General features: G+C 69.4%; 15 protein-coding genes. 7 read left to right on the forward strand and 8 right to left on the reverse strand.

Annotated elements, in window-relative coordinates; genetic code table 11:
• Positions 1-59: 59 nt before the first annotated feature.
• The gene (locus tag ACRAKJ_RS26115; RefSeq protein ID WP_447008701.1) at positions 60-1,109 is read right to left on the reverse strand and encodes an NlpC/P60 family protein; all 1,050 of its coding nucleotides are present in this window, start codon (positions 1,107-1,109) and stop codon (positions 60-62) included.
• A 125-nt stretch (positions 1,110-1,234) separates the two neighbouring features.
• Here ACRAKJ_RS26115 and ACRAKJ_RS26120 point away from each other — a divergent pair, with 125 nt between their 5' ends.
• Both ACRAKJ_RS26120 and lnt read left to right on the forward strand, forming a co-directional pair.
• Positions 1,235-1,708 (forward strand): hypothetical protein, encoded by a 474-nt coding sequence (locus ACRAKJ_RS26120; protein ID WP_438922229.1) that lies wholly within the window; start codon positions 1,235-1,237, stop codon positions 1,706-1,708.
• Between the two features lie 68 nt (positions 1,709-1,776).
• Positions 1,777-3,318, forward strand: a complete 1,542-nt coding sequence (gene lnt, locus ACRAKJ_RS26125) for an apolipoprotein N-acyltransferase (RefSeq protein ID WP_438922228.1) — start codon at positions 1,777-1,779, stop codon at positions 3,316-3,318.
• Here lnt and ACRAKJ_RS26130 read toward each other — a convergent pair.
• Positions 3,284-3,739 (reverse strand): DUF2231 domain-containing protein, encoded by a 456-nt coding sequence (locus ACRAKJ_RS26130; protein WP_438922227.1) that lies wholly within the window; start codon positions 3,737-3,739, stop codon positions 3,284-3,286. The genes lnt and ACRAKJ_RS26130 overlap by 35 nt on opposite strands.
• A gap of 51 nt (positions 3,740-3,790) precedes the next feature.
• Between ACRAKJ_RS26130 and ACRAKJ_RS26135 the strand changes: the two genes are divergently transcribed.
• Together ACRAKJ_RS26135 and lgt are read left to right on the forward strand one after the other, a co-directional pair.
• The gene (locus ACRAKJ_RS26135; protein ID WP_438922226.1) at positions 3,791-4,093 is read left to right on the forward strand and encodes a hypothetical protein; all 303 of its coding nucleotides are present in this window, start codon (positions 3,791-3,793) and stop codon (positions 4,091-4,093) included.
• Positions 4,094-4,114: 21 nt separating this feature from the next.
• Positions 4,115-4,924, forward strand: a complete 810-nt coding sequence (lgt, locus tag ACRAKJ_RS26140) for a prolipoprotein diacylglyceryl transferase (RefSeq protein ID WP_438922225.1) — start codon at positions 4,115-4,117, stop codon at positions 4,922-4,924.
• Here lgt and ACRAKJ_RS26145 read toward each other — a convergent pair.
• Entirely contained in the window at positions 4,916-5,260 is a 345-nt protein-coding gene (locus ACRAKJ_RS26145; protein WP_438922224.1) for a redoxin domain-containing protein, read from the reverse strand. The genes lgt and ACRAKJ_RS26145 overlap by 9 nt on opposite strands.
• 28 nt (positions 5,261-5,288) lie before the next feature.
• Positions 5,289-5,759, reverse strand: coding sequence for a hypothetical protein (locus ACRAKJ_RS26150; protein WP_438922223.1), 471 nt, complete (start codon positions 5,757-5,759; stop codon positions 5,289-5,291).
• An 89-nt stretch (positions 5,760-5,848) separates the two neighbouring features.
• On the opposite strand from ACRAKJ_RS26150, the gene ACRAKJ_RS26155 reads away from it, so the two are divergent.
• Positions 5,849-6,709, forward strand: a complete 861-nt coding sequence (locus tag ACRAKJ_RS26155) for a F510_1955 family glycosylhydrolase (protein WP_438922222.1) — start codon at positions 5,849-5,851, stop codon at positions 6,707-6,709.
• On the opposite strand, the gene ACRAKJ_RS26160 is transcribed toward ACRAKJ_RS26155, so the two are convergent.
• The gene (locus ACRAKJ_RS26160; RefSeq protein WP_438922221.1) at positions 6,702-7,352 is read right to left on the reverse strand and encodes a peptidoglycan DD-metalloendopeptidase family protein; all 651 of its coding nucleotides are present in this window, start codon (positions 7,350-7,352) and stop codon (positions 6,702-6,704) included. The two genes, ACRAKJ_RS26155 and ACRAKJ_RS26160, sit on opposite strands and share 8 nt — an antisense overlap.
• A 390-nt stretch (positions 7,353-7,742) precedes the next feature.
• On the opposite strand from ACRAKJ_RS26160, the gene ACRAKJ_RS26165 reads away from it, so the two are divergent.
• Positions 7,743-8,114 (forward strand): methyltransferase domain-containing protein, encoded by a 372-nt coding sequence (locus tag ACRAKJ_RS26165; protein ID WP_438922220.1) that lies wholly within the window; start codon positions 7,743-7,745, stop codon positions 8,112-8,114.
• Positions 8,115-8,385: 271 nt separating this feature from the next.
• Here the strand turns inward: ACRAKJ_RS26165 and ACRAKJ_RS26170 are convergent, their stop codons facing one another.
• The 3 genes from ACRAKJ_RS26170 to ACRAKJ_RS26180 all read right to left on the reverse strand — a co-directional run bounded on the left by ACRAKJ_RS26170 (position 8,386) and on the right by ACRAKJ_RS26180 (position 11,834).
• The gene (locus ACRAKJ_RS26170; RefSeq protein ID WP_438922219.1) at positions 8,386-9,750 is read right to left on the reverse strand and encodes a multicopper oxidase family protein; all 1,365 of its coding nucleotides are present in this window, start codon (positions 9,748-9,750) and stop codon (positions 8,386-8,388) included.
• A gap of 157 nt (positions 9,751-9,907) precedes the next feature.
• Positions 9,908-11,323 (reverse strand): hypothetical protein, encoded by a 1,416-nt coding sequence (locus ACRAKJ_RS26175; RefSeq protein WP_438922218.1) that lies wholly within the window; start codon positions 11,321-11,323, stop codon positions 9,908-9,910.
• Positions 11,324-11,390: 67 nt separating this feature from the next.
• Positions 11,391-11,834, reverse strand: coding sequence for a hypothetical protein (locus ACRAKJ_RS26180; protein ID WP_438922217.1), 444 nt, complete (start codon positions 11,832-11,834; stop codon positions 11,391-11,393).
• Between the two features lie 53 nt (positions 11,835-11,887).
• Here ACRAKJ_RS26180 and ACRAKJ_RS26185 point away from each other — a divergent pair, with 53 nt between their 5' ends.
• A complete protein-coding gene (locus ACRAKJ_RS26185) occupies positions 11,888-12,037 on the forward strand; it encodes a hypothetical protein (protein WP_438922216.1) in 150 nt (49 codons plus the stop codon).
• The last annotated feature ends 334 nt before the right edge of the window (positions 12,038-12,371 follow it).

Here is a 12,371-nt window from a genome sequence, read left to right on the forward strand (position 1 = left end):
CCTGATATTTTTGTTACGGAGCGTCAACTAGCGAGCACTCATCGAGCACGCCGCCTGGGTCAGCCCACCACCCTGCGGGCACCGATGTAGTGCCCGTCGCCGCGCAACGGGCGGACGTCGACCAACTGCCCTTCGGTGGGCGCGTCCACCATCTTGCCTTCGCCGACGTAGATCGCCACGTGGTGGATGGCGGCGGGATTCCCCGTTCCGTCGTCGTAGAACACCAGGTCGCCCGGCTGGAGTTGGTCCTGGGACACCGGCTTGCCCACGCGGTACTGGTCGACCGCGACCCGCGGCAACGTGACGCCGGCGGCGGCGTAGGCGAACTTGGTCAAGCCGGAGCAGTCGAACGCGGCCGGCCCGTTGCCACCCCACTGGTACTGCGATCCCCGCTTGCCGAGCGCCGTCTGGAGCGCGGTGTTGGCCGCACCGAGAGGGCCGAGGTAACTGCCGGTGTCCTTGACCTGCCCGAAGCCCAGGTTCGACTTCTCGGTGGAGCTGAGCCGGTTCATCGCCTTGCGCAACTCGCCGATGCGACCGTCCAGGTCGGTCTTGCGCTTGCCCAGGTCGTCGTTGAGCTTCGCCGCGTCGTCCGCGGCCTGCCCGGCGCGGTTCCTCGCGTCTTCCGCGTTCGCACGGGCGTCGTCCGCCTGCGCCACCGCCGCACCCAGCCGATCCAGTGACTCGGCGTTGTCGGCGGCCAGGAGGTCCAAGGCCGACATCCGCTCGAGGAAGTCCTGCTGCGAGTCGCTGACCAGCAGCGCGGACAGCTGGTTGAACCGGGCGCCCTCGAAGGTCGCCTCGGTGAGCAGGTCCACTCTCCCGCGGAACTGCTCCTCGTCGGCCTTGGCTCCGCCCAGCGCCTGCTCCGCCGAGGCCAGATCGGCGTTGGCGCGGTCGAGTTCCCCTTGTTTCGCGGTGAGGTCCTCCTGGGCTTTCAGCAGGTCGTCGTTGAGCTTCTCCGCCTGTTCGCTGAGCTCTTCGTACTGCTTGACCGCATCGGATTCGGCCGGCTGCGCGGCAGCGGGACCGGAACTCGTTCCGATGACGGTCATGACAGCGGCGGCGGCGAAGGTGGCTCGCAGGCCGCGTTCGGTTCGTCGCGACATCACGTGGGCAGATACCTCCTCGGTCGGGGTGGTGGACGGCTCCTCGGAAGCAGGCCGGACGGTACAAGGAGCCGGGGACATGTCTACTATGAGGTTTAGTAGACCGAGAGAGCGGGGTGCGATCTGTGGTTGGGCTGTGGAGTTGGCCTCGCGCGCTTGTCGGTGCAGCGCTCAGTGCGATCGCGGTCGCGGTGCCGACCGATGTCATCGACAACCCGCTCTTCACCCGGATGACCCCGGTGCGCTGGTGGGAACTGCCGGTCATGGTGTGCATCGCCGCCCTGACGGCGATGTGGGCCGGACTTCGGCCACAGCGCGCGGAGAGCGTCGGCTCGGCCCGCACTTGGGGAAGTTCGCTGCTTGGCGCGCTGGCCGTCGGGTGCCCGGTGTGCAACAAGGTGGTCATCGCACTCTTGGGCACGTCCAGCGCGCTTGCCGTGTGGGCTCCGCTCCAACCCCTGTTGGCCGTGGCCTCGCTGATCATCCTGGCGACCGCAGTGGCCGCCCGATGGCGGCTCCGCGATTGCGCGCCGCAGACGTGTCCACCCGCGCAAGGCGAGGCAATCCCCTTGCAGCGGGACGCGAAGAACTCGGTGTGACCGCCACGCCACCGGTCGCCGACCTCCCCGGCCGGCCGGCACGCCCTGACCCTCGTCAACCCGTACCGATGTCCACAGTAGAAACGAGGCCGCCGGTGGTGCCGGTCAAGACGGTCGGACGCACGACGTGGCGGGCGGTCGCGACCGCGGTGGTCGGCGGCGTGAGCTTGGCGTTGGCGTTTCCACCGTTCGACCTGTGGCCCCTGGCCGCGCTCGGACCCGCCCTGCTCGTCCTGTCGGTAGCCGGCCGCCGTTTGCGCGTCGCGTTCGGGCTCGGGACGGTCTTCGGGCTGTCCTTCTTCGGCCCGTTGCTGTGGTGGTTGAGCAACCTCGGTCTGCTGCCGTGGATCGGTCTGGTCGTGCTCCAGGCGTTGTTCCTCGGCCTGCACGGGGTGCTCGTCCGGTTGCTGATGCGGCTGCCGTGGTGGCCGGTGGCGGTCGCGGCGAGTTGGGTGGCGGTCGAAGCCCTGCGTGGCCGGTTCCCGCTCGGCGGGTTCCCGTGGGGCCGGTTGGGCTTCAGCCAGGCGGACGCCCCTTCGTTGCCCTGGGCGAGCCTCGGCGGGGTTCCGCTGTTGACCCTGCTGGCGGCGGCCACCGGCACGGCGTTGGCTTGGGCGGTACTGTCGGGCGTCCCGTGGAAAGCCGGTGCGGCGGCGGTGCTGGCCACCGGTCTGGTGTGGACGGCCGGGGTGGTCCTGCCCGCGCCGAGCGCGTCCGACGACGACCTCGTCGTGGCGGTGGTGCAGGGCAACGTCCCGCGCGGGCGCACTCTGACCGAACAGGTGCGCGTGCGGCAGGTCACGCAGAACCACGCCGACGCGACGCTGCAACTGGCCGAGGACGTGCGGGCCGGGCGAGTGCCCGCGCCGGATCTTGTCGTGTGGCCGGAGAACTCCACCGATACCGACCCTCGGGGCAACCCTGTGGTCGCCGAGGCCATCCGCTCAGCCGTGCAGGCGATCGACCGCCCGGTGCTGATCGGCGCGATTGTCCGCGAGGGCGGTCGGATGTTCAACGTCGGCCAGTTGTGGTTGCCCGACCGGGGTGCTACCGCCGAGTACGCCAAGCGGCAGCTCGTGCCGTTCGGCGAGTACGTGCCGGGCCGGTCGCTGTTCGGCTGGGTGGGGCAGTTGCAGTACGTGCCACGCGACTTCAGCCCCGGCACCGGAGACGGCGCGCTCGACGCCGCCGGCACCCGGATCGGCGACGTCATCTGCTACGAGGTCGCCTACGACGGCCTGGTCCGCTCGTCGGTCGAAGCCGGAGCGGCCTTGCTCGTCGTGCAGACCAACAACGCCACCTACATGCTCGACGGCCAACGAGGCGAGACCCTCCAACAGCTCGCCATGGCGCGGGTGCGCGCGGTGGAGCACAACCGACCCGCGGTAGTCGCCTCCACCACCGGGGTCAGCGCCGTCGTCCGACCGGACGGCTCGATCGCCGCCGCCACCGAGCCGTGGGCCAGGCAGGTCCTGGTCGAACGGGTCAACCTCCGCACCACGACATCGCCGTGGCTGTCCCCCTGGCTCGAACTCCTGGCCTCCCTGCTCGTGGTGGCCGCGACGGTCGCCGGGCTCAGGCGCGCCGATGAGCGAGCAACGCCCCGATGACACCGCCAGCAAGGACAATCGCCGCACCGATCAGCGAGGTGACGAGCGCCTGGACGCCCAACGGCTGGTCGACCGGCTCGGAGCGGCGCAGCACGTAACCGACCAGGAAGGTGACCGCCACGGTTGTCATGAACGCGAAGTGAAGCAGCACGAGGACGTGTGACCTGGTGCGGACCGGCACGGGGAGCGCGTCGACGAACCCCGCGATGCCCGCCGCCAGGGCCGCGAGCAGGCCGTAACCGATCCACGACGTCGACGCCCGCACCAGCGGCGCGGGATCGGCGGCCGAGTACGAGGCGATGTCCAATCCCAGACTCAATGACCAGCACCCGATCACCACCACCCCGAGCAGGGAGTGCGGCCGGAGGTGCCGGCGCAGTGGCCGTGACCGAGCCGTGTCCTTGTCCGCGTCGCTCCACACCAACCGAAGTCTACTATTTAGTATAGTAGGTCCGCGAAGGGCGTGAGGTCGATGCCGAAGGTATCGAGGACCCGGCGTGAACGCGACCGGGCGGCTGCGGCGAACCTGCACGAGGACGAGGTCTCCAAGCAGCAGAAGGTCGGCTACACGAGCGCGTACAAGCGGTGGCTGGTCCGCCGCTTCGTAGGCATCTCGCTGCTGGTTGTCGCGGTCGTCACGGGGGCCACTCACGTCGTGGTGCACCTCGGCAGCGTGCAGTTCCTGCCGACCACCGGGCTTCAGGACCTGCTCACCGGATACCCGATGGCCGGGTTGCTCGCCGTCGCGGGCGGTGTCGTCCTCAGCCGCAAATGACCACGACGTGGGAGACGATCGATGCCGCTTGCCGCTCTGCCCAGCCCGCCGACGTCGGTCTGGTACCTGGGTCCACTGCCGATCAGGGCCTACGCCCTGTGCATCATCCTCGGCATCATCGCCGCGGTGCTGCTGACCCGCCGCCGTATCCGCGCCGAGGGCGGTGACCCCGACGTCGTGCTGGACATCGCGACGTGGGCGGTTCCCTTCGGCATCGTCGGCGGGCGGCTGTACCACGTGGTGAGCAGCCCGGAGCTGTACTTCGCACCGGGCCGCAACCCGGTCGAGGCGTTGTACGTCTGGGAAGGCGGCCTGGGCATCTGGGGCGCGGTCGCGCTGGGCGCGGTGGGCGCATGGATCGGGTGCAGGCGCAACGGTGTGGGCTTCGCCGACTTCGCGGACGCCGCTGCGCCCGGCCTGGTGCTCGCGCAGGCCATCGGACGGTGGGGCAACTACTTCAACCAGGAGCTCTACGGCGGCCCGACGACGCTGCCGTGGGCGTTGGAGATCGATCCCACGCACCGTCCCGCGGCCACCCCGGACATCGGTCTCTACCACCCGACGTTCCTCTACGAGTCGTTGTGGAACCTGGGTGTGCTGTTCGTGCTGCTGTGGGCGGGACGGCGCTTCGCGTTGGAGGGCGGCCGGCTGTTCGCCCTGTACGTCGCGCTCTACACCGCCGGACGCGGGTGGATCGAGATGATGCGGGTGGACCGGGCCAACGAGATCCTGGGGCTGCGGCTCAACGTGTGGACGTCGGTGATCCTGTTCGTCGTCGTGGTCGCGTTCCTCCTGGTGCGACGCCGGAAGCCGGAACAGGCGTCAGCCTGAGCCGGCGCCGAAATGTGCCACGGCGGTCCCGACCTCCCCGGGCGTGCGGAACACCAGCGGCTCGGTCACCTGAGTGACCGAGCCGTCCGGTCGGACGAGGTAGCTGACCGGGAGGATTTGCGGCACCTTCAACGCCCGCTGCACCGCCTCGGAGTCGTCGACGACGCTCGGATACCGCACTCCCAGCGTGATGACCGTGTCCAAAGCGTCGGATGCCCGGTCCTTGACGTTGACCCCGAGCACCGGCACGGCGCCCGGTTCGGTGGCGTACGCCTGGAGCACGGGCATCTCTTCACGGCAGGGCTGGCACCAGGACGCCCACAGGTTGAGCAGCACGGTCCGGCCGACCAGCGCGTCGCCGAGATCAACCGTGCCGGGCGCGCCGAGGCAGCGGACGGCGACATCGGCGAGCGGAGACCGCGAAGTTGCCGTTCTCCCCCGGCAGCGCGGTGCCCGGGTAGTGGCCGGGACCGATTTCCAGGTCGCGGTCGGTGGCGCCCTCGACGATCGCGAACCGGAAGTCGGCACCGAACACCGGCACGTACATCTTGGCGAACGCCTCACCCTGCACGAGATCCACGCGTGACTGGCGCTGCGGGCCGACCTGCTGCACCGTGTTGGCGTCCGCGGACCACCGCTCGTCCAGCGCCGCACTCGCCTCGCCCTGCTTGCCCGCCGAGATGAGATCGGTGACGTACACCTCGTAGACGACTAACAGGAGCACCACCAGCCCCAAGGTGACGAGCAACTCGCCGAGGCCCCTGAGCATGCGCCGGCCGATGCCATCAGGCCGGCCCGCTGCCACCCGAGGCATCACCACGGTGTCGATGTCCACGACCTCTACTATGCATATTAGTACCGCGGTCCGACAAGGAGATCGCGCACCGCACCGCGTCGAGCGGCGCACTTCCCGAGGAGGACCGAATGCGACGTGGGATCCAGGTGTTCGCCTGCCTGGCGCTGGCGGCGCTGGCCACCGCATGCAGCCAGGCAAGCCCAGAGCAGCCCGGCACGGGGACATCCGGCGCGGCGGCGCCCGGGTTGGCCCACGTGCACGGCCTCGGCGTGGATCCGGCGGACGGCATGCTGTACGCGGCGAGCCACTACGGCCTGTTCACGGTGCCTGAAGGCGCGGAGGCGGAGCGGGTCGGCGATCGGATGCAGGACACGATGGGTTTCACGGTCGTCGGCCCGAACCACTTCCTGGGCAGCGGTCACCCGGACCCGAGGGACGCCGGCAAGGCACCACAGCTCGGTCTCATCGAGAGCACGGACGCCGGGAAGAGCTGGCGTTCGCTGTCGCTCGAAGGTGAGGCCGATTTCCACTCGTTGGAGGCGAAGCACAGTGCGGTGTACGGCTACGACAGTCAGACCGGGCAGCTCGCCGTCACGTCGGACCAGCGGAACTGGGACCGGCGCGGCCAGGTGCCCCTGGCCGACTTCGCGGTCAGCCCGACGAGTCCGGACACCCTGCTGGCGACCACCGAGCAGGGACTCGCCCGCAGCACCGACGGTGGACGCACCTTCACCCCGCTCACGGGCGCGCCGCTGCTGCAACTGGTCGACTGGCCGTCAGAGGCGACCATCGTCGGTGTCGCCCCGAACGGCGGGGTCCACGTCAGCGCGGACGGCGGTACGACCTGGGCCCGTCCCGGTCAGGTGCCCGGCAAACCGACCGCATTGGCCACCAACGGTCCATCCGAGGTCTTCGTGTCCACCACCACCGCGATCCACAGCTCGACCGACGGCGGCGCCACGTTCACCCAGCGGCAGGCGCTCAACTGATCCCCGCACCACGTGCCTGCAACCAGGCCAGCGGGTCAGCCTTGCGACCGTCCGGCTCCCACACCTCGAAGTGCAGGTGGGGGCCGGTCGAGATGCCCCGGTTGCCGACTCGCGCGATCAGGTCGCCGGCCTTGACCTGCTGTCCCTCGCGGACCGAGTAGCTGTCGATGTGCCCGTAGACGGTCATGGTGCCGTCCGCGCGCTCGATCTTCACCCACAACCCGAAACCACTCGCGGGCCCGGCCTCCCGGACCACGCCGTCGGTGGCGGCGTAGATGGGCGTCCCGATCCGGTTGGCGATGTCGAGCCCGTAATGGGTGGTGCCCCAGCGCGGCCCGTAGTTCGACGTGATCTCGCCCTGCACCGGCGCGACGACCTTCGGGCGGCGCGCCTCCTCCGCCTCCCGTTCGGCCTGCCGCTGCGCCTCGATGCGCTGGTCGTCGATTCGCTGCGACTTGCGCAGTTTGCCGACCTCGTCCTGGGCGGGCTTGGCCACGAGCACCACAGCCGGCGGCGCGGCTTGACCACCGACCCCGGCGAAGTTCGCCGCCGCCAGCGGCCGGATGTCACCCGACACGATCCCACCCGGCGGCGGCGCGTTCTCCGGCGAGTCCAGCACCGCTGCCGCAGCTGCTCCGATCATGATTCCACCGGCTACCACAACCACTCGGCGACGGGACACGCACAGCCTCTTCCGCTCGGGGGACGCGGGGACCTTAACAACTATCTTGGATAGTAGAAAGCTGTCCGTCATGACTGCCGGGGTCGCCGCACGCACGTGGGCCCACGTGGGCCGCCGAGCGGCGTTCTCACCCTGCTCCTACCTCTGCTTCCGATGTGATCAGCTACAGCACGGACACCACGTCAGCCCGCAGGCCGGTCTCTGTCCATTTCGCACAGCGGCGGTGAAATCAGCGGGCTACGGCGTCGCCGTGAACACGTTCCTCGACTCGTGTCACCGCAGGATCTTCGCCCTCCTGTCCCGCTCCGGCCCCGCCGAACAGGGACGACTACTGAGGCTGGGGTTCGAGTGGTGGCACGGCAGGCCGGACCCATGGGGTTCGCGGTAGACGACTACGAACAACACAGCTACCAGACCATGCTCGACCACCTCCCGGAGCGGCTTTACCGACGAGTGCTGGACGCGGGCTGCAGCGAAGGCGTGTTCACCGAACTACTGGCCGCGCGATACCCGCAGGCCGAGGTCGTCGGCGTGGACATCACCCAGCGGCCGGTCGACCGCGCTCGCGCCGGCAGTGCGTCCGGATCCGGGAAGCGGCCCCGCTACCTGCGGCTGGACATCGTCAGCGACGACTTGGACGACCGGTACGACGTCGTGATCTGCGCCGAGATGCTGTACCACCTCGGCCGTCCCGAGCGGTGCGGCAGTTGTGCCGACGACTGAGCGAGCTGCCGACGCCGGGCGGGATCCTCATCATGGCCCATCCATGGCCCGAGGCACGGCAATTGCACGCGGACCTCGAACCGGACACGGCACTGCGGCGCCTGCACGAGCACGTCGACCGGACATCCTGGCGGCCGTTCGCGGTGACGCTCTACGAGCGGCGAACCGACCCGTCCTGGACACGGTGATGAGCCCGCACGGAGCACATCACCGCGGTATCAGGAAGTCCCGCCGCGCACGCACGTGACAGGACGCGACCGGTCGTTCCGCACTACTCGACGTAGGAGACGACCGCCATCATGCCCGCCTCGCCGTGGTAGACGTTGTGGCAGTGGGTCAGCCACTGGCCCGGGTTGTCGGCGACGAAGTCGACGTCGAGGCTCCGGCCGGGCAGGACGAGCGCGGTGTCCTTTCGTGGCCCGCGGTCGCCGGAGCCGCGCACCTGGAATGTGTGCCCGTGCAGGTGCATCGGGTGGAACATCGTGGACTTGTTCTTCATCCGCAGCCGCACGTACTGCCCTTCGCGGATCGGCAGGCCGTCCTTCGGGTCGTACGGCTTGCCGTTGATCGTCCAGTCGTAGCGCTCCCCGGGGCCTTCCAGCACCAGGTCGTGCACCACATCGGGCTGCTTCACCGGCACCGCGACCCGGTCGGCCGCCTCCAGTTCGACCGCCATGAGCACGCGCAGCTCCATCAACTCCGCGACCGCCTCCGGACCGGCCGGTGCCACCTTCGTGGTCGGGTTCCGGAGGATCACCTGCGAGTACAGGTCGCGTCCCTCCGCGATGGCGAGCACCGGCACGGCCCCGTCCGGCATGGTGATGACCGCGTCCACCCGCTCGCCCATGCCGATCATCACCATGTCGGCCTCGACCGGCTTCGCCGGGAACCCGTCGGTGTGGGTCACGCGCATGCGCACCCCCGGCAGGCCGACCCGGAACGCGGTGTCGGCCGCCGCGTTGATCAGGCGAAGACGCACCCGTTGACCCGCCTTGACCTCGGTCGAGACCGGGTCGCGGAACGTGCGTCCGTTGGCAAGCACGTGGGGATAGACCAGGTCGCCCGCGTCCCCGCCCAGCAGCACCGACCGCGGCATCGCGCCCATCGACCCGTGGTCCATGCCGCCCATGCCGTTGCGCTTCAGCTCGTCCAGTGCCTCGTCGGGCGTGCGGTCGATGCCGTCGAGCCAGTCGTCCAGCACGATCACCAGCTCGCTGTCGTAGTCCGCCCCGTCCTCGGGATCCTCCACGATCAACGGCGCGTAGAGCCCGCGGTCGAGCTGCACGCCCGAGTGCGGGTGGAAGAAGTACGTGCCGGCATCCGGAACCGTGAACTCGTAGGTGAACTTCGAGGCCTGCGCGATCTCGTCCTGGGTCAGCCCCGGCACACCGTCCATGTCGTTGCGCAGGGCGAGGCCATGCCAGTGGATGCTGGTCGGGGCGGGCAACTCGTTGCCCAGCTCGACGCTGAGCACGTCGCCCCGCTTGACCCGGATCTCCCGGCCCGGCAACTGTCCGCCGTAGCTCCAGGTGTCGACCTGCACACCACCGAGGTCCACCACTCCGGTGACCGCGTTCAACCGCACGGACGTCTTCGCCGCACCGGCCGCCCGACGTGCGTTCTCGGCGTCGGCCACCTTGGGTGAGTTCGGCGCGACCGGGGTCGTGCCCGCTCGGCCGGACGACGAGCACGACGCCAGTCCGATGGTGGCCGCGGCACCGACACCGAGCTGAAGGAACCGGCGTCGGTGGAAAACCCGTCGTGTCGTCATCTCACTCCCGTCGAGCTGTCTACTATGCACCATAGTAGCGGCGTTTGCGCACGACGAGGGCACCCCACGCCACGAGTGCGACTCCGACCAGGAGCAGGGCGGTTCCCGCTGCGTACTGCCCCACCTCAGCGGGTTCGGCGCCGGCCGGCAGGTAGAGGGAACGACGCTCGGATCGGACACCGCGCCCGGCGAAGTCCACGGGCACCCACGCCTCGACCGCACGTCCCTCCGATGTCAGCTCCGCGTAGACGAACCACAGACCGACCGAAGGCAGCGTGATGTCACCGCGGAACTCCCCGGCCCCGGTGAGCGGCGCTTCCACCACCTCACCCGCGCGACGGGCCAGCAGCCGCATCGGGATCAGGTCGACGGTGGCCGCCCCTGTCGGATCCGCCACCCGCACGAGTAGCCGGCCAGCCCCCTCCGCCGTGACTTCCATCCCGACGGTGGCGACCTCCTCGCCCTGCCCGGGGTCATGGGCACGGGCCTGAGGTGGGGTCAGGAGCGGCAGGAACACGAGCAACCCGACGGCCGCCGCGGCCTTGAGGGCTCCGACACGCCGAAGGACAAGAAGGAGGAGCAGGAGCGGCACCACGACGGCCGTCGCGATCGCAGTGTCGGTCAGACCGACCGAACTGAGCCCGGTCGCGGACGCCACCAGTTGGCCCGCCACGATTCCCAGCCCGGCGAGCGGCCACCTGGCGGCGGCCCACCGGCCGGGGAAGTCCAGCAACAGCAACCCGAGCAGGGGCAGCGGCAGGTCCGGCCCCGGCCACCCCGCCAGGGCGAGCACGGCCGCGACGACCGCGCGCAACGCGACGTAGCCGGCCACCGCCCAGGTCACCGCATAGCGGCGTCCGACCACTGAACGCACGACCCACGCGGTTCCCAGGCTCACCGCGACCAACACGGGCAGGTACAGCCAACCGGCGAACTGCGGGACATCGGTGTCGTACTCCAGCAACACCACCTGGCCCGCACCGAGAAGAACCCCGCCCAACGCGCCGTGCAGCGGTCGCGATCCACCCGGACGCAGGCCGACGAACACGGCGACCAGGAGCACGAGGGTCGCCACCACGGACAACAGGTGGGGCGGTGACCACAGCACCGCGTCGCGCCCGAAGGCCGCGTGCCACCAGGCGTCGGCCGGGGCGGCACCCGCGGTCACGACGCCGGCCGCCACCGCGAGCGGCAGACCGGGTGTGCCGAGGACGGCCTTGAACGATCGAGTCCGGACCAGCACGCGCACCACCCACGTCGCGAGCACCACGCCCACCACGGCGATCGACCCGTACAGCAGCAGGTGCGGAGGGATCAACGCGTCGTCGCGTCCCACGATCGTGTGCCACCCATCGTCCCAATAGGTGGCGAACAACCCGAGAACCGCACCCGCCACCACGCTCCAAGCACCGATCGGACCCACACCGCGCTCGTCCACTGCAGACCACCCGTCTTGATCGGAGACGAGCCCAGCATACCCCCGGGGGGTAATTAGGCAAGCCCTGTCAGCCGGCTGCCTTCACGACGCAGTCGGCATCCGCGGGGACGCTGACCACCACTTCTGTCACAGCCTCGCCGAACACGTTCACCTTGGCCCCACAGATCCGTTCCGGATTGCCCAGCTCCTCGTCCTTCTTCTCCGGGAACGATCCGCCGCAGGCGCGAGTCCACGTGACGATCCGGTAGCTCCCGACGGTCATGCTTTCGGACAGCTCGGCGGGGGCGGACCGGTACGAGCATTCCAAGACGACCTTGCCGTCCGCGTCCTCGACCCTGTGGTCGAGCCCGAAGTCGCGGCCGATCTCCTGGCACATGACGTGCCACCGGCCCGCACTTGTCCAGGAGAAGGAGTCGTTGACCTTGGTGGCACCCCAGGCGATGTGCCCGCCCGACAGGTTGACCCGAGCCAGACTGCGCCATCCGTTCTGGCCGTAGGTGTAGTTGCACACACGCACGCACTCGACCCGATGATGCGGGACAACTGCTCCGCGTCGAGGTGCTCGTGTCGCTCGCGGTGATGGCGTTCTCGAACGCGGCCGACCGGCTCCAGTCGGCGTTGGCCTGGGTGGGGCTCGAATCCCAGGTGGACGTGACGCTGTCCAGGATGGCCAGACGCAACGGAGTGGAGGTAGAGGACCGGTTCCAGTGGTAGTTGTTCCAACTGTTGGTGGCGTTCACGGGCAACGCGGTCGTCACCAAGGCAGCGATGACCATGGGCACAAGTGCCCACAGGGGTTAGCGCATGGCGGGCCCCTCAGGACGCAGGGACGGTGCCCGTGAGGTGCCGGTACCACAGTGCAGTGAGCCACGTCCCGACCGCCGACCACACCTACGAAAGTAGGACTTCGATCGCCTACGCAAGTATTACTATGTCTGATAGTAGCCAATCATCCAACCGTTGCAATCGGACTGCTATCATTCGTAGTAGGGACGTGCCAGAGCGGTGGATTCCTGCCACATCGACGCCCTGTCCGGCGCCGGACGGA

The organism is Saccharothrix sp. DSM 118769 (genome assembly GCF_052936295.1).